The sequence below is a fragment of the Calidifontibacillus oryziterrae genome (genome assembly GCF_000331575.1).
GTDB classification, from domain to species: Bacteria; Bacillota; Bacilli; order Bacillales; family Bacillaceae_J; genus Calidifontibacillus_A; species Calidifontibacillus_A oryziterrae.
This window is the reverse complement of the sequence record NZ_ANOK01000005.1, coordinates 166,542-187,123: the sequence shown is the minus strand read 5'-3', so window position 1 is coordinate 187,123 and position 20,582 is coordinate 166,542. Positions and strand designations below refer to the sequence as shown.

Annotated in this window: 16 protein-coding genes and 1 riboswitch; of the genes, 13 read left to right on the top strand and 3 right to left on the bottom strand. The window is 36.4% G+C overall.

Translation table 11 applies throughout. The annotated features are described in order from the left end of the window. Positions 1-2: 2 nt before the first annotated feature. From D612_RS0105390 to D612_RS0105375, 4 genes are all read left to right on the top strand, one after another. On the top strand, positions 3-1,427 hold the full coding sequence (locus D612_RS0105390; RefSeq protein WP_017754472.1) for a YlbE family protein: 1,425 nt from the start codon (positions 3-5) through the stop codon (positions 1,425-1,427). A gap of 2 nt (positions 1,428-1,429) precedes the next feature. Continuing rightward, positions 1,430-2,383 carry a carbamate kinase gene (gene arcC / locus D612_RS0105385; protein ID WP_017754471.1) on the top strand — a complete coding sequence of 318 codons (954 nt, stop codon included), beginning with the start codon at positions 1,430-1,432 and terminating at the stop codon, positions 2,381-2,383. Between the two features lie 90 nt (positions 2,384-2,473). Next, a riboswitch (ZMP/ZTP riboswitch) is annotated at positions 2,474-2,554 on the top strand. A 144-nt stretch (positions 2,555-2,698) separates the two neighbouring features. Then, the gene (locus tag D612_RS0105380) at positions 2,699-3,898 is read left to right on the top strand and encodes a phosphoglycerate dehydrogenase (protein WP_017754470.1); all 1,200 of its coding nucleotides are present in this window, start codon (positions 2,699-2,701) and stop codon (positions 3,896-3,898) included. Positions 3,899-4,328: 430 nt separating this feature from the next. Continuing rightward, positions 4,329-4,526 (top strand): FmdB family zinc ribbon protein, encoded by a 198-nt coding sequence (locus tag D612_RS0105375; protein ID WP_017754469.1) that lies wholly within the window; start codon positions 4,329-4,331, stop codon positions 4,524-4,526. Between the two features lie 79 nt (positions 4,527-4,605). Here D612_RS0105375 and D612_RS0105370 read toward each other — a convergent pair whose 3' ends face one another. Continuing rightward, positions 4,606-5,370: an NUDIX hydrolase gene (locus D612_RS0105370; RefSeq protein WP_017754468.1), complete on the bottom strand. Its 765-nt coding sequence runs from the start codon at positions 5,368-5,370 to the stop codon at positions 4,606-4,608. A 112-nt stretch (positions 5,371-5,482) separates the two neighbouring features. Between D612_RS0105370 and D612_RS0105365 the strand changes: the two genes are divergently transcribed. Together D612_RS0105365 and D612_RS0105360 are read left to right on the top strand one after the other, a co-directional pair. Next, a complete protein-coding gene (locus tag D612_RS0105365; protein WP_017754467.1) occupies positions 5,483-5,929 on the top strand; it encodes a YaiI/YqxD family protein in 447 nt (148 codons plus the stop codon). Positions 5,930-6,053: 124 nt separating this feature from the next. Next, the gene (locus D612_RS0105360; RefSeq protein WP_017754466.1) at positions 6,054-7,328 is read left to right on the top strand and encodes an MFS transporter; all 1,275 of its coding nucleotides are present in this window, start codon (positions 6,054-6,056) and stop codon (positions 7,326-7,328) included. 382 nt (positions 7,329-7,710) lie between these two features. Here D612_RS0105360 and D612_RS17945 read toward each other — a convergent pair whose 3' ends face one another. Beyond that, positions 7,711-8,745, bottom strand: a complete 1,035-nt coding sequence (locus D612_RS17945; protein ID WP_017754465.1) for a WG repeat-containing protein — start codon at positions 8,743-8,745, stop codon at positions 7,711-7,713. A gap of 262 nt (positions 8,746-9,007) precedes the next feature. Between D612_RS17945 and D612_RS0105350 the strand changes: the two genes are divergently transcribed. From D612_RS0105350 to D612_RS0105340, 3 genes are all read left to right on the top strand, one after another. Beyond that, positions 9,008-9,793, top strand: a complete 786-nt coding sequence (locus D612_RS0105350; protein WP_017754464.1) for an amino acid ABC transporter substrate-binding protein — start codon at positions 9,008-9,010, stop codon at positions 9,791-9,793. Positions 9,794-9,998: 205 nt separating this feature from the next. Next, positions 9,999-10,658: an amino acid ABC transporter permease gene (locus D612_RS0105345; RefSeq protein WP_017754463.1), complete on the top strand. Its 660-nt coding sequence runs from the start codon at positions 9,999-10,001 to the stop codon at positions 10,656-10,658. A gap of 15 nt (positions 10,659-10,673) precedes the next feature. After that, positions 10,674-11,417, top strand: a complete 744-nt coding sequence (locus tag D612_RS0105340; RefSeq protein WP_026092405.1) for an amino acid ABC transporter ATP-binding protein — start codon at positions 10,674-10,676, stop codon at positions 11,415-11,417. A gap of 947 nt (positions 11,418-12,364) precedes the next feature. On the opposite strand, the gene D612_RS0105330 is transcribed toward D612_RS0105340, so the two are convergent. Then, the gene (locus tag D612_RS0105330) at positions 12,365-13,252 is read right to left on the bottom strand and encodes a dimethylarginine dimethylaminohydrolase family protein (RefSeq protein WP_017754460.1); all 888 of its coding nucleotides are present in this window, start codon (positions 13,250-13,252) and stop codon (positions 12,365-12,367) included. A gap of 383 nt (positions 13,253-13,635) precedes the next feature. Here D612_RS0105330 and D612_RS0105325 point away from each other — a divergent pair, with 383 nt between their 5' ends. The 4 genes from D612_RS0105325 to D612_RS17940 all read left to right on the top strand — a co-directional run bounded on the left by D612_RS0105325 (position 13,636) and on the right by D612_RS17940 (position 20,570). Next, positions 13,636-15,180 carry a DHA2 family efflux MFS transporter permease subunit gene (locus tag D612_RS0105325; protein ID WP_017754459.1) on the top strand — a complete coding sequence of 515 codons (1,545 nt, stop codon included), beginning with the start codon at positions 13,636-13,638 and terminating at the stop codon, positions 15,178-15,180. 278 nt (positions 15,181-15,458) lie between these two features. Then, complete coding sequence (locus tag D612_RS0105320; protein ID WP_017754458.1) at positions 15,459-16,433, top strand: proline dehydrogenase family protein; 975 nt, start codon at positions 15,459-15,461, stop codon at positions 16,431-16,433. Positions 16,434-16,862: 429 nt separating this feature from the next. Beyond that, on the top strand, positions 16,863-17,633 hold the full coding sequence (locus tag D612_RS0105315; RefSeq protein WP_017754457.1) for a TerC family protein: 771 nt from the start codon (positions 16,863-16,865) through the stop codon (positions 17,631-17,633). Positions 17,634-17,825: 192 nt separating this feature from the next. After that, complete coding sequence (locus D612_RS17940; RefSeq protein ID WP_017754456.1) at positions 17,826-20,570, top strand: cation-translocating P-type ATPase; 2,745 nt, start codon at positions 17,826-17,828, stop codon at positions 20,568-20,570. Positions 20,571-20,582 lie beyond the last annotated feature (12 nt).

Sequence of the window (20,582 nt, the reverse complement as noted above, 5' to 3'; positions counted from 1 at the left end):
AAATGAGTAAATACGATGGTTTATTTTCTCAACCATTAAAGGTGATAAATATTGGTACTTCAAAATTTAAGGAAGATTTAGACCTGCAAAGGGTAGAGTCAGTCCAAGTTGATTGGCAGCCACCAGCGGGTGGGAATATTAAACTGATTGAAGCATTAGATTTTTTAGTAGATAACGAAAAAGTAGAAGAAGCTAACCTAGAAGCTATTAAACGTATTAAGGATGCACATCCTCACTTAGTTGATATTGACCTGGCAGGAAACGTGATTCCAGGCATGCATCCAAAAAAGATCTTACATGCTGGTCCACCTGTTGAATGGAGAAATATGTGCGGCCCAATGCAAGGAGCCGTAATTGGTGCTCTTTTATTCGAAGGACTTGCAACGAATGAAGATGAAGCTCGTAAATTAGCTGAATCCGGCGAAATTGATTTTTCACCATGTAATGAGCACTCGACTGTTGGTCCAATGGCTGGGATTGTATCAGCATCTATGCCAGTTCATATTATCGAGAATAGAGTACACGGAAATAGAGCATATTGTACAGTAAATGAAGGCTTAGGGAAGGTTTTACGATTCGGGGCTTTTTCTGAAGAAGTTATTGATCGTTTGAAATGGATTAAAGATTCATTTGCACCAGCTTTAAAAAAGGCATTGGTTAAAACAAATGGAATCGATTTAAAATCAATTATTTCTCAAGCTCTTCATATGGGTGATGAATGCCATAATCGTAATAAAGCAGCAACAAGCTTATTTTACCGAGAAATTGTTGGTTATTTCTTGGAAACAGATTTAAATAAAGAGGAGCTCAATGAAGTACTATCATTTATTAAGAAAAATGAGCATTATTTCTTAAACTTATCAATGCCTGCATGTAAATCAGCTTTAGACGCAGGTCATGGCGTTCCATATTCAACAGTCGTTACAACAATGGCTCGAAATGGTGTTGAGTTTGGTATTAGAATAAGTGGTCTAGGGGAAAAAGAATGGTTCACAGCACCTGCAGAATTTGTTAAAGGCCTATTGTTTCCAGGCTTTTCGGATGAAGATGCAGCACGTGACCTAGGTGACAGTGCAATTACAGAGACAATGGGTATTGGCGGCTTTGCTATGGGTGGAGCACCTGCTATTGTTCAATTTGTTGGTGGAGAAGTAGAGGACGCTATTCAGTATAGTGAGCAAATGTATGATATTACAGTTGGAGAAAATAGCAACAATTCAATACCTACTCTTAATTTCCGTGGTGGTGCTTTTGGAATCGATGTCCGAAAAGTAATCGACACAGGAATTTTGCCAGTCATTAATACTGGGGTTGCCCATAAGGTTGCTGGTGTTGGACAAATTGGTGCAGGAATTGTACATCCGCCAAAACCATGCTTTGATAAGGGCTTACTTGCTTTGTATGAAGCGTATAAGGAGGAAAAATAGGCATGAGTAAAATTTTAATTGCTCTAGGTGGAAATGCTCTTGGTAATACACCTTCAGAACAGCTCCAATTAGTTAAAGAAGCAGCGAAACCTATTGTTGACCTGATTGAACAAGGACATGATGTCATAATTGCACACGGGAATGGTCCGCAAGTAGGGGCAATCAACCTTGCCTTTGAGATTGCTTCAAAGCAAAATCCGAATATACCTGAAATGCCTTTTCCAGAATGTGGTGCAATGAGCCAAGGTTATATTGGGTATCACCTGCAAAATGGCATAAGAAAAGAGCTACGTGAACGTTATATGAAAAAGCCGGTCGCAACAATCGTTACTCATGTAGTTGTTGATTCGAATGATCCTGCCTTTCAGAATCCGACGAAACCGATTGGTGGTTTTTACACGAAAGAGGAAGCTGAAAAGCTAATGGCAGAGAGCAATGATAAATATATAGAAGATTCTGGTCGAGGATATCGTAAAGTTATTCCATCGCCAAAACCATTAAAGGTTATTGAAAAAGAAACAATCGAAAGCTTAGTCAATACTGGTCAAGTCGTCATTACAGTTGGTGGTGGTGGAATACCTGTTATTGAAAAAGGTAACGATTTAATCGGTGTCGAAGCAGTAATTGACAAGGATTTAGCTAGTGAATGTTTAGCTGAAGAAATTGATGCTGATTTTCTGTTTATACTTACTGCAGTCGAAAAAATCGCAATAAACTTTGGAAAACCAAACCAAGTTGATTTAAAATCGTTATCTGTTGAGGAAGCTAAATCATTAATAGATGAAGGTCAATTTCCACCAGGTAGTATGCTTCCTAAAGTAGAAGCCGCCATTAAATTCGTCGAATCAAAACCAGGAAGAAAAGCGATTATTTCTTCATTAGAAAAAGCGAAAGAAGCGGTTCTTGGTGAGACGGGTACAGTTATTTACAATAAGGTGAAAACCTTTTCGGCCTAAATAGAACAATCAAAAAAACCGTTTAGATTTTTTGTTTGATAAAAATGCTTGAAGAATGGTGAATATTTTGTTAATATTTTAATAAATCAAAAGACTATGTGTGACTGGCGAACGCGGAGTAACCGTGAGGGAGCGCATAGTTTCGAAAAGCCGTTCGCCTGGGCAAAGGTAAGGGAGAATCGATCCCCTTACCTTTTTATGTTTATTAGGAGGGGTAAGCTAAGGGTGTAATGGGTCTGTGATATGAAATGTTTATGTTTTTGTAGTAGGCTTAATTTTAAGGGAAAAATTATTTAAAGAAAAAGAGGAGAAAACATGAGTACAGTAGCATTAGAGAAAGTAAAAACAGTAAAAACATTAAATAGTATTGCAGAGAGGGGTTTAAATGTTTTTAGTAAAGATCAATATACAATTGACAATGACAGTGAAAACCCAGATGCAATCGTCGTTCGCAGCTTTAATATGCATTCTATGGATTTCGGCAGTAATTTAAAGGCAATTGCGCGGGCTGGAGCTGGTGTAAATAATATTCCAATTGAAAAATGCACAGAGCAAGGAATTGTTGTTTTTAATACACCTGGGGCAAATGCTAACGCTGTGAAAGAACTTGTTTTAACTTCATTGATGGCTTCATCTAGAAATCTATTTGCTGGTGTGTTATGGACTAGATCATTAGAAGGTCAAGGGGAAGAAATTCCTAAGCTTGTTGAAGCAGGGAAGAAGCAATTTGTTGGAAAAGAAATTAAGGGAAAAACTTTAGGTGTAATTGGCTTAGGAGCAATTGGAGCTCTTGTAGCGAATGATGCCCTTGATTTAGATATGGATGTAATTGGGTATGACCCATTTATTTCAGTTGACACTGCATGGAACTTATCTCGTAATGTTCAACGTGCGATGACAATTGAACAGTTATTCGCTAATTCTGATTATATTACCGTTCATGTTCCGTTAACAGATGATACAAAAGAAATGTTTAACGAAGGAAGCTTCAGTATTATGAAGGATGGCGTTCATATTTTAAACTTCTCTCGTGGTGGTTTAGTGAATGAAAAGGATATGGCCGCCGCACTTGAAAGCGGAAAGGTAGGAAAGTATATTACAGATTTTCCAAATGAAAATGTGCTGAAAATGAAGAATGCAGTACCAATTCCACATCTTGGCGCTTCTACTGCAGAATCAGAGGAAAACTGTGCAATTATGGCTGCACGCCAAGTGAAGGATTTTCTAGAAACAGGGAATATCAAAAATTCGGTGAATTTCCCTAATGCATTTTTAGAATATACAGGTAAGAAACGTGTTGCCGCTTTCCACAAAAATGTTCCAAATATGGTGGGGCAAATTACGTCTGCCATTTCTAGCTTCAATTTGAACATTGCAGACATGGTTAATAGAAGCCGTGGCGATTACGCTTATACAATGATTGATATTGATAATAAAGTCAACGGTGATATTATTCCGAGCTTAGAAGAAAAAATCAACCAAATTAACGATATCGTAACAGTACGTATTATTTAGGGGACAGGTTTCGTGTCCCAGAAGCAAGGGATAGGTAGTTCTCTTGCTTCTTTTTTTTTGTTTAGGAAATTATACAATTTGATCCTGTGGATAAATACTATAGCACAGAGAGTAGTCGTCCAGCGCAAGCGCCCAGCGACTAATAAAATTCGCTCATCTCTTTTGAGATAAGTCAACATCGACTCGTTCCTCGACGTGTTTTGTTTATCTCAGTCGATGCGCTCTTAGTTTATACGTCGCTAATCAGGGCACTTATAGCTTTTGTTTTAGGTAATTGTAATAAAAGTCTCTAATGGATGAAGAGTTATTTGTAGCGAATTGTACGATTTACGCATTGATATATGCTACAAAGAGTTCTTTCTTGCTCGAAGTAAAGGTCTTTGGTAAAATACCTACAGGTGTATTATGTTTTACAAGGAGTTGAGTGTAAATGGCCTTTTTTGATTTACGCTGTCGTGATTGCCAAAAAGAATTTACAGAAATGGTTTCTTTTTCAAAACTATCCGAAGTGAAGTGCCCAGATTGCGGAAGTACAAATCATGAAAGGGTATATAAAGCAAATATAAAAGGTCCGATCTCATCTGGATCTGGCGGTGGCTATGCTCCACCTTCAAGAGGATTCACATGAGCAGGTGGTTGTTAATCCGCGAGTTTCGTGGTAAGCAAACTAATATTATGCTTGAGCCAAAAGTGACGTGGGGGTGCGTTTACATGTTAAACGTGCCCTCAAGCCTTTGTAATAGCCTATATGGGCGAACGCTAAATGATTCGTATGGTATACAATTCCCTTGCAGGGCATCCACTACCCTTGCAACGAATTTTTCTCTTTTTATATAGTTTCGGACATTGACTGGATCAAGTTTAACAAACTGTACATCCTTTGTTTCTTCAGATGTTCTAATAGCGCCGCCGCGGTATTTTCCACGAAAAACAATCGCAACTGTAGCTCCATTAGAATAGACACCTGTTATTCCTAATAACTTAACTTCAATTCCGGTTTCTTCAAGGATTTCTCGGGATAGTGCAACGTCCAATGTTTCGCCTTCATCAACACCACCACCAGGTAACTCCCACGTATCATCACGCCAAAACGTTTTTACCAATAACGTTTCATTGCTTTCATTTGTAATTAATCCGCTAACTGTTACAGTATGCCTTGGTTGCTGGTAAGAACCCGTAGCTGATAAAAAATCATGCTTTGAATCTAAAATATGCTTTTCAACTTCTGAATGCTGTTTTTTTGAATTTAGATAAATTTCATCTTTTTTCACGCGTTCCTCTATTTTCAAATAATCTTCATAACTTGGATATTCCCATAATGTCATAATTTCATCGTTTGCTGCACTTACCCAGCGACCAACCAATTTTGCACCATTTTTTAATTGAGTAGGGAACAAATACTTATCAAAGAAACGATTTACTTCGTCCAATCTCTCTGGAAGAATCCGTTGAACTTCTTGTCTGTAAAACATGATGAACCTCCATAAATCAAAATTGTTATAATGAGAATTGAAGTACTTTATTATACGAAAGAGAATTCATTAGGGTTCTTATGGGAATTATTCTTCTAAGGGGGGAATGAGTATGACTGTAATTTTAGTAGATGCTGATGCTTGTCCAGTCATTGATCCTACGATTAAGGTTGCAAAGGAGTTTAACTTAAGTGTTATTCTAATATGTGATACATCCCATTATATAGAACGAGAAGGTGCAACAACGATTACTGTATCAAAAGGATCTGATGCGGTCGATTTTGTCCTAGTAAACCGTGTTCAAGTGGGGGATATCGTTATTACTCAAGATTATGGCTTAGCTGCAATGGTGTTAGCAAAAAAAGGGTATGCAATCGACCAAAATGGAAGGCTTTATACCCCGGAAAATATTGATCAGTTATTATTTACAAGGCATTTAGCGAAAAAAATTAGAGAGTCGGGTGGAAGAACGAAAGGACCAAAGAAACGAGAAAAGGAATCAGACATAAGATTCGAAGAAAGCCTAAAAAGATTATGTAATGATGTGCTTTTAATTTAAACTATTGGAAGACTTTTAAAAAAAGTAATTATAAAAATTTTTAAACTACTAGGGATTTTTATATTTTGCATTTTAAAAATGAAGTATAATTACGTAGATAAAGCAAAAGTGGGAGAAGAAGACATTGGAAAATCAAAACAGTAGATACAGATGGGTCGTTTTTGCAACTGCATTATTTTCATATATTTTGATTGTTACGCAAAGAACTGCTCCGGGATTAATTACCGATCAATTGATGAAAGAATTTAGTGTGACAGCTTCTGTGATTGGGCTTTTGACGAGTATTCAATTTTTGGCTTATGCCGGCTTGCAAATTCCTATTGGGATTTTATCCGACCGATTTGGTCCTAATTTTTTTCTAATTATTGGGACACTCCTTAATGGCTTAGGAACATTAATTTATAGTTTAGCGACAGATGATATAATCCTTCTTTTTGCAAGATTCTTAGTAGGAACTGGCGATGCGACGATTTGGATTAATTTAGTTTTAATTTTAAGTCAATGGTTCAAACCAAATGAATTTGTTAGATTGCTAGGTTTTACAGGAATGTGTGGAAGTATAGGGTTTTTGATGGCGACTTTTCCCTTTTCAGCATGGATCGAATTAGCCGGATGGAGGTCCTCTTTTTTTACAGTTGGAATTACTTTAGTTATTTCGGGATTGCTTCTATACATAGTGTTAGTACGTATTCCAAAACGAATGCGTAAGGATCATTCAATTAGCTGTGCGGAGAAAAAGGAAAGGGAGAAAACAATAACAATCTTGCGTCGTGTATTTACTACTCGTCAAGCTTGGGCAACATTTTTATGCCATTTTGGTGTTGTTGGGACATATGTTGGATTTATCGGATCGTGGGCAGTTCCGTATGGAATGCATGTATATGATATGACGCGGTCTGATGCTAGCCAGCTTATCATGATTGGTATAATCGGGGCAATTATTGGTGCGCCACTAACGAGCTGGATTTCAACACGGATCGGATCGATAAAAAAACCTTATGTTGTTGTTCATATTGGTGTTTTTCTTAGCTGGGCTATGTTTCTGTTATTTAGCGGGAAGCCGCCTTTTTTCATTCTTGTAATTCTTTTCCTTATTATTGGTTACGGAAATGGAGCGGGCGCCTTAACGTTTGCTGTTGTACGGCAATCCTTTAATATAAAAGAGGTAGGAGTCGTTTCGGGCTTTGCTAATACTGGGGGCTTTTTAAGTGCGGTATTATTGCCAAGTATATTTGGGAGAGTACTTGACTACTTTCAAATATCTTCAAGTAATGTTGGCTATTATTATGGTTTAATTATTCCTGTGTTTTTCTCACTGATAGGTTTGATCGGTGGTCTACTTATTAAAGAACAAGCTAGGGAAATGAACCATGCTAAACAAGTAGAAACAAATGCCTGAAGCGATCATCACTAAAGCCATTTGTGATGAGTATACTTATAAATTAATTGTGTAAAATAATAAGCTTGTAGACTTATCAAGGGAATGATGGTCTACAAGCTTTATTTGCTACGATAGCTTGTGAGTAAGGGACACAAACACAGACTTAATTGTTAAAGCCTATTCATTTTAAATAGAGAAGCAGCGGGTACAGAGTATCATAGTTGATATAAACACAGACTTAATTGTTAAAGCCTATTCATTTTAAATAGAGAAGCAGCGGGTACAGAGTTTCATAGTTGAAACAAACACAGACTTAATTGTTAAAGCCTATTCATTTTAAATAGAGAAGCAGCGGGTACAGAGTTTCATAGTTGATATAAACATAGACTTATTGCAAAACCTATTTATTAGAAGGTAAAGGACCACTCCATATAAGCTCGCCTTGTTTCGTTATGTATCCCGAAGTGTCCTCAGTGTATACAGCAGCTAAACCATTTGTAAAAGGGCGTGCATGTTTGTACTGTGGAGAAGCGATAATAGTTCCGTCTATACTAATAAAACCGTATTTTCCAGCTTGCTTCATTGCGAATATCCCTTCAGTTTGTTCCTGAATGACTTCAAATTGAGGCTGTATAATAAAATCACCTTGCATATTGATAACTCCGAATTTACCGTTTTTCTTTACGATTGCTAAACCTTCGAAAAACCTACTAGCTTTTTCATAATCCAAATGGATGATTGGATTGCCATCTAAATCGATAAACCCCCAACGATTGTCTTTTGCTATAACGACCAACCCTTCTGAATAGCCGCCAATGTATTCATGAACGGGCTCAACAACAAATTCCCCACTATTGTTAATCAATCCATATTTATCATTTATCATAACAACGGCAAAACCATCATAAAATGCAGTCGCGTGGTCAAATGTAGCAGGGATGATAAGATTCCCTTCTTTATTAATATATCCATATTTCTGATTGATTCGAACAGCAGCCAGCCCTTCTGAAAACGCATTGATGCAATCGTAAGTAGGCTCTATAATGTTCTTTCCGTTTTTATCAATAATTCCATACAATTGACCTTTGTCAAAAGAAGGTATGATCGAGGCAACCCCTTCATGAAAGGAGTTAGCTAGTGAATATTGGGGTTCGATCTGGTAGGATCCTGCTTTGGTAATATACCCAAGCTTACCGTGAGTTTGTACGACAGCGAGTTCTTCTGAAAAGTTTTCTGCATATTCAAACTGGGGCTCAATCACAATTTCCCCTTTTTCATTAATAAACCCGTATTTCCCATCTTTATTTATAACATAAAGGTTTTCAAAAGCAATTTCTTTTACTTTAACGGTAGGGTTCGTTGAACAACCGGTTATGGTTATAAATCCAATTAACAATAAAAATAATACACGAAAACGTACTCTTTCTTTTATCATAATAGTTTCCTTTCACTTCCTTAATCTAAACGGAGATTTTAAACCTCATGAATAAATAACTATGAGACTATTGTCCTTTAAAAATCATTTTATCATATACCCGCAGTGGTATAAAGAGGGTGTCAAAATATCGAACAATTTGTAGGATATTGTAATTTATAAAGCTATAGTGTTATAATATGTTAGTGCGATAGCATGATAACATGGTAGCATGCTAAAGTAATAGATCATAATCATAATTTATTTAAAGGTGGTTCAACATATGAAACGTTTAATGATGAGTGTTTTAGCGATAATAATGGTAATTTCGATTATTTCAGGATGTTCTTCAGATTCTGCGGGGAATGTTGAAAATGAAGATAACACCCTTATAATCGGTATTGATGATAAATTTGCACCAATGGGATTCAGAGATGAAAATAATGAAATCGTTGGATTTGATATTGATTATGCAAGAGCTGCAGCAGAAAAAATGGGCTTAGAAGCTAAATTTCAGCCGATCGACTGGAAAACTAAAGAATCTGAGTTAAGCAGTGGCCGTATTGATCTGATTTGGAATGGTTATACTATTACCGATGAACGTAAAGAGAAGGTGCTTTTTACAAAGCCTTATTTAAAAAATGCTCAAGTTGTTGTGACAATAGCGGATTCAGATATTACGAAACTAGCTGATTTGGAAGACAAAATTGTTGGACTTCAATCTCTTTCATCTGCATCAGATGCTTTAAATGCGAATCCGATTAAAGATAAAATTAAAACTGTTACAGAGTTTGCTGATAATGTGTTAGCGTTAAATGATTTGAAGAGTGGCCGTATTGATGCGGTTGTAATTGATGAAATTGTTATTAATTATTACATGACGAAAGAGCAGCAAACATTTAAGGTTCTAGAAGAATCATTAGCACCAGAAGAATATGGAATTGGTGTTAAAAAAGGAAATGAAGAGTTGTTAAATAAGCTTCAAGCTGCATTAGATGAACTTAATGCAGATGGCACGGCAGCTCAGATTTCTACTAAATGGTTTGGTGAAGACAAAGTATTAAAGTAATATTAAATTAGGATGAAAAGGGGCTGTCCCACATTAGGGTTAGGCACCTCTGGCCACTACACTTAGCTTAGTTAAAACAGTATCCCAATGCTAACTTGTAATTGCCAGAGCGGTCAGATCCCAAGGGGATAGCCTTTTTGTTTGCTAAAATCAAAAATTGCGCATTTGTAAACTCCAGCGCTTTTAAATTATGGAGGAATTCTCTATGTCTCTGGATTACTTAATTACAATTCTTAAACCGATGCTAGAAGGGGCACAGATGACTGTCTTATTGTTCATCATTGCTATTGTGGCATCCATTCCATTAGGATTTGTTTTAACACTAGCAGTGAGAAGTAGTTTTAAGCCACTGTCTCTATTTGCACAAGGGTACATATATGTAATGCGTGGAACACCATTACTACTACAGCTATTGTTAATATGCTTTGGGTTACCAATGCTGCCTGTAGTTGGAGAATATTTAGTCTTTGACCGTTTTGTAGCTGCTTGTATTGGATTTATCTTGAACTATGCAGCCTATTTTGCAGAAATTTTTCGTGGTGGTTTGCTCGCAATTGATAAGGGTCAATATGAAGCAGCACAAGTACTAGGGTTGACGAAATGGCAAACAACTGTACACATCGTATTACCACAAATGTTTCGTATTGCTTTGCCAGCAGTTGCCAACGAATCCGTTACGTTAGTAAAAGATACTGCTTTACTTTATGCAGTGGCTGTTCCAGAATTACTACACTTTGCGCAAACAGCAGTCAATCGCGACTTTACGATTGTGCCTTTCTTCGTCGCAGGTATAATTTATTTGGTTATGACGCTTATATTGACCATGTTCTTTAAATGGCTAGAACAGCGGTTTACGTTTCAATAGGAAGGAAGGGTAATGGTGGCAATTATCGAAGTGTCCAATATGAAAAAATCGTTTGGAAACCTTGAGGTCTTAAAGCAAATTACATTTGCAGTAAATAAAAACGAGGTCGTAGCTGTCATCGGACCGTCTGGTTCTGGGAAAAGTACGATGCTTCGGGGTTTAGTTCATCTAGAAGAAATCAATGGTGGGAGTATTTGCGTCGATGGTGATTATCTTGTAAAAGATGGAGTCTATTCAAAACCACAGGAAATTAAACAGATCACAGCAAAGATGGGAATGGTATTTCAGCATTTTAATCTTTTTCCTCATCTTACCGTTAAGGAAAATCTTGAGATCGCTCCGAAATTACATAAAAAAGGATTAAATACCGATATTCAACGAAAAAGTTCTGAGTTGTTAGCGAAAATTGGGCTCTCAGATCGTGCTGCAGCATACCCTGCTAACCTTTCGGGTGGTCAAAAACAACGTGTTGCTATTGCCCGTGCACTTATGATGGATCCTGAAATTTTGTTGTTTGATGAGCCCACTTCAGCTTTAGATCCTGAATTAACAGGGGAAGTATTGCAAGTAATGAAGGACTTAGCAAAAGAACATATGACAATGATTGTTGTAACACATGAAATGGGATTTGCTAGAGATGTAGCGGACAGAGTTATTTTTATGGATAATGGAGAAATTGTGGAGTCTGCACATCCATCCCAATTATTTTTAAATCCTCAGTTTGAGCGAACGAAGGCATTCCTAAATCGTACCTTGTAATTATGTCTCCATTTTTATGCTCAATAATGGCAGAACAGGAATCCCGCCTATAGAAAAATTTACATTACAAGCGCCATTTGTAGATTGACCATCATCAAATTCAACTGCCAAAAACTTGAAGTTATAGGGCGTTCCGTTGGATTCGATTGTTCTTGATATTATGTTTGTATCTTCCGTCAGTGTAAAGTTTTGAGGTGGTTGTATGCAATGGCAAACTGATCGAACGGGAATCAAGTAAGTTTAGTGGTGGTTGTATGCGATGGCAAACTGATCGAACGGGAATCAAGTGAGGCAGAGGTGGTTGTCCAAGTAGGTTAGAAAAGTATGACAGGAATCAAACGAGGTTTCTATCGTGAGCAAATAAAAACCGGGTGTGTTTTCGATGAAAAAAGTCTTAAACAAGGGGAAAAGAAAGCTTACGGACACCAGATCCGTTATTTTGTTAAAATGCTAGCCCATAATTATTATAGCGGACCACAGATCCGTTATTTGATGAAAACCAATCAAAAATGAACGTGTTTCAGTCGAATAACGTATCCTGAGTCCGTTAAATTCAACAAACAGGTCTTTTTTTCAAAATAACGGAACCTATGTCCGTATGCTAACTAAGATTATAAACAATCCCTTAAATACGCGCAATAAGGCCGATTTCTGCAACAAGCCCGATAACATGCAATAAGGCCGATTTCTACAACAAGCCCGATAACATGCAATAAGGCCGATTTCTGCAACAAGGCCGATTTCTGCAACAAGGCCGATAACGCGCAATAAGGCCGATTTCTGCAATAAGCCCGATAACGCGCAACAAGCCCGATTTCTGCAACAAGCCCGATAACATGCAACAAGACCGATAACATGCAACAAGGCCGATAACGCGCAATAAGGCCGATTTCCGCAATAAGCCCGATTACCCGGATTACATTTGAAAAAAATCGATTAAATCCTAGCTACATACGTAAATGATAGTAGCTCTGCATCCCATTCCCACGCAAAATTGGTAGTGTGCAACAGCGAAATGATCCACCTGATTTAATAATTTCTGTAATGTCTACTTCAATCACATCAAAGCCTTTAGATCGCAGCTGTCTATTAACATTTTCATTTACAGGGAGACTTAGTATTTTATTATTTCCTATTGCCAAAACATTTGTACCCAATGTGAATTGTTCCTTTTCCGTTACCTCTATTAGCTCATAACGGGAGGAAAATAACTCAACGTCTTTTTTTGTTAGGGCATGAGGATAGATTAATGCTATTTCATTTGAAATAACATTGAATACACAATCTAAATGAAGATATCTTTCTTTAAAAGGAACAGCGATTATATTGAATTGGGTTAAAATACTTTGTAAATGATCAACGGCTTTCTGGTTTGTTCGTTCACTTAAACCGACGTAAATCGTATTGCGGTCAATGATAACATCACCGCCTTCAATACGGTCCTCCAGTAAATTAAAATATGAAATCTCTTCATCATCCAACCATTGCTTTAACACATCTTCCTCGCCTTTTCTCACGTTACTTGCCATTTTTGCTACGAAAATGGTATGACCTAGTGTAAACCCAATATCGCGTGTAAACACCTGTTCAGGGTATTTTTTGTGATAAGGAAGTAAAACCACATCAATACCGTTGTCACGTAATGTTTTTACAAACTGTCCATGCTGTTCTACTGCACGTTCAATATGGATTCCTTCGTTTTCAAAATGTTTCTGTGTTTCATTAATGACATCGCGGATTGTCATGTAATGGGGTTCGCATAAAATCACTCTTTTTAATTCATCGTATTCACTATAGCAAAATGTCTTACTGATATCTTCAGTGGCTCCCGTCATTTATCGTTCCTCCTAGCCTTATGATTACAAAAATATGATTTTACATGTAATAAAAATATGATTTTACATGTATCGAAAATATGATTTTACATGTATAGAAAATATGATTTTACATGTATCGAAAATATGATTTTACATGTATCAAAAATATGTTTTACATGTAAAAGAAATAATATTTATTTAGAATTAAAATATTGATTTACTGGACAATTCCTTATACGCAGTAATGATTTTTTAATATAGTGAGATACTATCGATATCATGTTTTTTTAAAAGAAACATTCATTTTTAATGTAAAACTGGAGCTAATGGTTTATGATATAGATTATCTGAAAAGATTTTGTTGATCGACGCATCATACAGAGTAAACAGGGGGGGAAATAATGGACTTTTCTAAGAAAAATATAGAATCCACAAACAATACTGATCGTCCGCCATATGGGATTCTTTCAATTTTGATGATTGGTGCCTTTATTGCATTTTTAAATAACACATTATTAAATATTGCGCTTCCGTCGATAATGGTTGATTTAAAGGTTGACGCATCCGTTGTTCAATGGTTAACAACAGGATTTATGTTAGTAAACGGAATATTAATTCCAACAACTGCGTTTCTAATTCAAAAATATTCAGTTCGTCATATTTTTTTATTTGCTATGGGTTTATTTACAATAGGTACAATAATTGCCGGAATGGCCCACGCTTTTCCAATACTATTAACTGGTAGAATGGTGCAAGCTGCGGGTTCAGCGATTATGATGCCATTATTGATGAATGTTATGCTTATAAGCTTCCCAATTGAAAAAAGGGGAGCAGCCATGGGTGTATTTGGACTTATTTTAATGGCTGCTCCTGCAATTGGGCCAACCCTTTCAGGTTGGATCATTGAGCATTATGATTGGAGGATGCTTTTTCACTTTGTGACACCGATAGCAGTAGCCGTGCTGTTAATTGGCTTTTTCCTACTAAAGGATAAAAAAGAAAAAGTTGATATCAGCCTTGATATGTTTTCGTTATTATTGTCTAGCGTAGGTTTTGGCGGAATTTTATATGGTTTTAGTTCTGCGGGGAACAAAGGATGGAGTAGTCCAGAAGTATACGGGACGATAATAATTGGCTTAATTGCATTGATATGGTTCATTTTAAGACAATCAAAGCAAGATGAGCCAATGTTAAATTTTAGCATCTTCAAATACCCAATGTTTGCCTTATCGTCAACAATTACGATCGTAGTAAACATGGCGATGTTTTCAGGAATGCTGCTTTTGCCAATCTATGTACAATCACTCCGTGGAATTTCACCTCTAGATGCGGGCTTAATGTTACTTCCTGGTGCGATTGTAATGGCTGGCATGTCACCGATAACTGGAAGATTATTCGATAAGTATGGCGGTAAGGTATTAGCTATAGTTGGGTTAGCTATTATGACCGTTACAACATATTATTTCAGCAAATTAACCTTTGAGACCTCTTATACTTACTTAATGGTTCTCCATGCTATTCGGATGTTTGGGATGTCAATGGTAATGATGCCTGTCTCAACTAACGGGTTAAATCAATTACCTAGAAGGTTTTATCCTCATGGTACCGCGATGAATAACACGTTAAATCAAGTATCAGGGGCAATCGGCACAGCGATGCTAGTTACTGTTATGTCTACGAAGTCCGAAAAGGTTGCAGCTGAATTAACGGCGAATGCAATGAGCGATGTAGCTGGCCAGCAAACTGCAGCGTCAATAGCAGAAATGAAACAGCAAATTACAGCAACAGCGATGTTGGAAGGAACTAACTATTCATTTTTTGTTGCAGCTTTCATTGCACTTGTTGCTTTAATTCTCGCCTTTTTTATAAAAAGAGCAACACCACTTGAGGAAATAAATGAAAAGTCTGCTGGCAAAAAGGTAATTTCTAAATTAGCAGAAAGTTAATAAATACTATATGGCATGATGTTCAATGAGGATTGAATTCGTATTGGAAATTGTTGCATGAAAGTGTACATTTCCCCACACGTTCTATCAATTTATTTGAATTTCATGTCTTTATTTCGCTTAATAAAAGGTTTTTTTGTCATTAGAATCAATTTTTTCATACTATTAATATTATTTAAAATAATTGGTAAACTATATTAGAAAAATATTTTAATACCAGTTTTATAATGAAATGTGCTAAAATTATCATAAAATAATATTGATAAGGAGAATTTCCAATGTTGAAAGATTTTTTTATTGCTTTATCTCAAAATCAATTTTTAAATAGTGCAGCGAAAAAATATGGATTACGATTAGGGGCACAAAGTGTAGTAGCTGGTACAAATGTTGAGGAAACAATAAAAAGCATTAAAGAACTAAATGCTCATGGGATTTCTTGTACTGTTGATAATTTGGGGGAGTTTGTCTTTAAAAAAGAAGAGGCGACAGAGGCAAAAGAAAAAATCCTTGAAGTTATTGAAGCTATTCACGAAAATAATGTAGATGCACATATTTCTTTAAAAGCTACCCAACTAGGGTTAGATATAGATTTTGATTTTGCGTTGGAAAATTTGAAAGAAATTCTCAAAAAAGCAAGCGGTTACAATATGTTTGTAAACATTGATATTGAAGATTCAAGTCACCTGCAGCCTTCCTATGATGTTCTTGATGAGCTTTTGAAAGAGTATGATAATGTTGGTGCGGTTATTCAGTCTTATTTTCATCGCGCTCAAGAATATACAGAAAAATATAAAGACCTACGTTTGCGTTTTGTAAAGGGTGCTTACAAAGAGCCAGCCGAAATCGCATATCAAGAAAAGAAGGACATTGATGCAAACTTCATAAAGGTCGTTGAGTGGCATTTATTGAACGGTAAGTTCACATCCATTGCAACTCATGACCATAATATTATTAATCATATTAAAAAGTTTGTGAAAAGAAATAATATACCTAAAGACAAATATGAGTTTCAAATGCTTTACGGGTTTAGAAAGGATCTTCAATTGCAATTAGCAAAAGAAGGCTATAACTTCTGTACGTATGTTCCATTTGGTAAAGATTGGTACGGCTATTTTATGCGTCGTCTTGCAGAACGACCACAAAATTTAAATTTAGTGGCAAAACAAGTATTTAACAAAAAAACAAATACAGTACTTGGTGTTGCAGCTGGAGCATTTATATTAGGAAGAATGTCTAAGCGAAATAAAAAATAAATTAATAGATTGTTAGATAGTAAAGCATATCTAATTGACATACAAATAAAAGATAGTTTAAACTTAAAATAATCACTACTAATACTGAATATTTCTCCTAAAGGGGAGTAGCTTTTACAGCAAAGTCGTCAATTCGGAGTTTGTTTCTCCCGGCTTTGTTGGCAACAAATATTGTTGTTAGCAAGACCTTTACCTACTGGTAAAGGTCTTTTATTGTATTAGAAACCTTTGCCGATGCCGGTAAAGGTTTCCTTGTGCTTAGTTTGATGGTAATAAATCAGTGCAAAGTAACATGGGTGTAAATAAAGGTAGTTGGTGGTAATTTTCAAATTGGTAAATCGGAGAATGTTAATATGCGCAAGGGAAACACTAAATTAAAAAAGCAAAGATAATATTTGACCGAAAATCATTTTTTTAGGGGGAAAATGAATGGATTTTTCAATTTTATTGGAATACGGGTGGGTACTATTATTATTAATTGTTCTAGAGGGCTTGTTAGCAACTGATAATGCTCTTGTTTTAGCTGTAATGGTAAAGCATCTGCCGGAGGATGAAAGGAGAAAAGCGTTATTTTATGGATTGGCAGGCGCGTTTATTTTGCGACTAGGTTCATTATTTATAATTTCATTTCTTGTCAATGTGTGGCAGGTTCAGGCTATAGGGGCCATATATTTATTATTTATTGCAATTAATCATATCGTCAGGAAGCTTTTCTTCAAAAGCAAAGATGAGCATAAGGTCGAAAAAGAAAAAAAGCAATCTGGTTTCTGGGCAACAGTATTTAAAGTGGAATTAGCGGATATTGCCTTTGCGGTGGACTCGATTTTAGCGGCTGTAGCACTAGCAGTTACTCTACCAAATACGAATATCCCTCAAATCGGAGGAATGGACGGCGGTAAGTTCCTTGTAGTATTTACCGGAGGAATAATAGGAGTTATTTTGATGCGGTTTGCGGCAGACTTTTTTGTAAGACTTCTCCATGCTCGACCGGGCTTAGAGATCGCCGCGTTCGCGATCGTAGGATGGGTTGGCGTAAAACTTTCGGTATTGACATTAGGCCATCCGGAAATTGGTATTTTATCAGAAGAGTTTGTTCATTCAACAGGATGGAAACTTACGTTTTATATAGTACTAATTGGAATTGCAACAGCTGGCTGGTTCCTTACTAATGAAAAGAAGGAAAAACAACCAGCTGTTTAAATCGAGTAATGTAAAACAAGCTATTGAGGAAAGGATAGCTTGTTTTTTTATACAATATTGTTTAGGCTATACAAACGAGAAAATCGTTAATTTTTTGTAGAAATGTGGGAAAAATAGTATCTTTAATATGTAGTATAAAAATTGGAACGTAGATAAAAGAGGTTAGAAAGAACAAGAGGGCCGTGATTATAAATGACCAAATATTACCTGATTTCATCTACTGAAACGATGAAGTTGCTCGAAGTTAACGAAAAAGGTTTAAGTGCTGCTGATGTGCCAAAAAGACGGAGTAAGTATGGTTTGAATGAGCTAGAGGAACAAAAACGGAAAAGTACGTTACAAGTTTTTTTTGAGCAATTTAAAGATTTTTTAGTAATCATTTTAATTGTGGCTGCCATTGTTTCGGCATTTTTAGGAGAAATAGAAAGTACAATTGTAATCTTATTTGTTGTCATTTTAAATTCATTACTTGGTACAATCCAACATGTAAAGGCGGAACAGTCACTAAATAGTCTCAAGGCATTGTCAGCTCCTTCAGCAAAAGTTTTGAGGGAAGGGAAAATGGTTGAAATTCCTTCGCGTGAGGTTGTAGTAGGAGATATTCTTTATCTCGATGCTGGTGATTATGTCAGTGCAGATGGAAGATTACTAGAAAGCTATAGTTTACAAATTAACGAAAGCTCTTTGACTGGTGAATCAGTAGCTGTTGAAAAAGCATGTGAACCAATTTCCCTCGCTTGTGTGCCAAGCGGAGAAATTTCTATCGGAGAAATGCCAAGCGGAGAAATGCCAAGCGGAGAAATGCCAAGCGGAGAAATTACAAGCGGAGAAATTACAAGCGAGGTCCTGCCAAGCGGAAAAGAATTAAGCGAAGATGTTTCAATCGGTGATCGGAACAATATGGTATTCTCCGGTAGCTTTATAACAAATGGCCGTGGTACTGCTATTGTGACTGCCGTTGGAATGAACACAGAAATTGGGAAAATTGCAAACTTGTTGGATTCAGCAAAGGAAAAGAAAACTCCATTACAAGTAAGTCTAGATCATTTTGGGAAAAGGTTAGCTATTGGAATTATTACGATTTGCTTATTGATCTTTGGACTTGATATTGTTCGCGGACGGGAGCTAGTCGATTCGTTTATGTTTGCTGTTTCTCTAGCAGTTGCGGCGATACCGGAGGCTTTGAGTTCAATCGTAACAATTGTTCTGGCTTTTGGAACTCAAAAGATGGCAAAGGAAAATGCAATAATACGCAAGCTACATGCTGTAGAAAGTTTAGGGAGCATATCAGTAATCTGTTCTGATAAAACAGGGACATTAACACAAAATAAGATGACTGTTCAAAAAGTATTTCTTGACCTAACTGTGAAACAACACGATCAATTAGAAAAAGAAAATTCTTTGCAATATAAATTTGTTTTAATGGCGCTATTATGTAATGATTCAGTAACTTTAGATAAAAAGGAAATAGGCGATCCCACTGAGGTTGCCCTAGTAAACTTTGGGGAAGAATACGATTTAGACGAATTAACAGTGCGTGAAAAATACCCTAGAAAAGCGGAAGTACCTTTTGATTCTAATCGTAAATTAATGAGCACTGTTCATAAAATTAATGAAAAAACAATCATGATTACGAAAGGAGCAGTTGATGTACTCCTAACAAGAATCGTTAAAGTTGAAACATCAAAAGGAATTCTTGATCTTACTGAGGATATGCGAGAAGGGATTGAGCGAGTTAATCAACACTTCTCTATGGATGGTTTGAGAGTTCTAGCCTTTGCTTATAAAGAGGTGGCAGAAGGTAAGGATATCCATACTGAGGATGAAAAAGATTTAATATTTGTAGGCTTAACAGCAATGATGGATCCGCCGAGGAAAGAATCTAAGGATGCTGTGAAAAACTGTGTAAAAGCAGGCATTAAGCCCGTGATGATTACTGGTGACCATAAAGTAACAGCTTCGGTGATTGCGAAACAAATTGGAATATTAAATGATTCATCTGAAGCGATTGAAGGGTACGATGTAGAGAAGATGACTGACAATGAACTCATGGAAAAGGTTGGGGGAATTTCAGTTTATGCTCGTGTATCACCAGAACATAAAATTCGGATTGTGAAAGCATGGCAGAAAAAAGGGAATATTGTTGCCATGACAGGAGATGGCGTAAATGACGCTCCAGCATTAAAAGAAGCGGATATCGGTATTGCAATGGGAATAACAGGAACGGAAGTGGCGAAAGACGCATCTTCAATGGTGTTAACTGACGATAATTTTGCAACAATTGTAAAGGCGATATCAAATGGTAGAAGCATATATGAAAATATAAAAAACGCAATAAAGTTTTTATTGTCAGGTAACACAGGTGCTATCCTAACCGTATTGTATGCAACGATATTTGCATTACCTGCACCATTTCTACCAGTGCACTTATTATTTATCAATTTACTTACTGATAGCTTACCTGCAATAGCAATTGGGTTAGAACCGCATAATGATAGGCTCATGAATGAGAAACCGAGAGATATTCATACACCATTATTAAATAAATCATTTGCAACCAATGTTATAATGGAAGGGTTGATAATTGCGATTGTTACTATCATTGCATTTAGTATGGGGTTATCAACAGGGGACTATACAACTGCTAGCACTATGGCATTTGCAACATTGTGTTTATCAAGATTGTTGCATGGATTTAATTCAAGGTCGAAGCAGTCCATTTTTAAAATTGGGGTATTTACAAATAAATTTAGTTGGCTGGCATTTATACTAGGTATAGCCTTATTACATATTGTGTTATTCGTCCCACCTTTAATGAGTGTTTTTGAGGTTGCATCATTAACCGGAATGCAGTTAGGCTATATTTATAGCCTAGCGATGATACCACTAGTCGTTATACAATTGTATAAGCTGTTGTTTGTAAGAGATATTCGATAATATCACTATAAA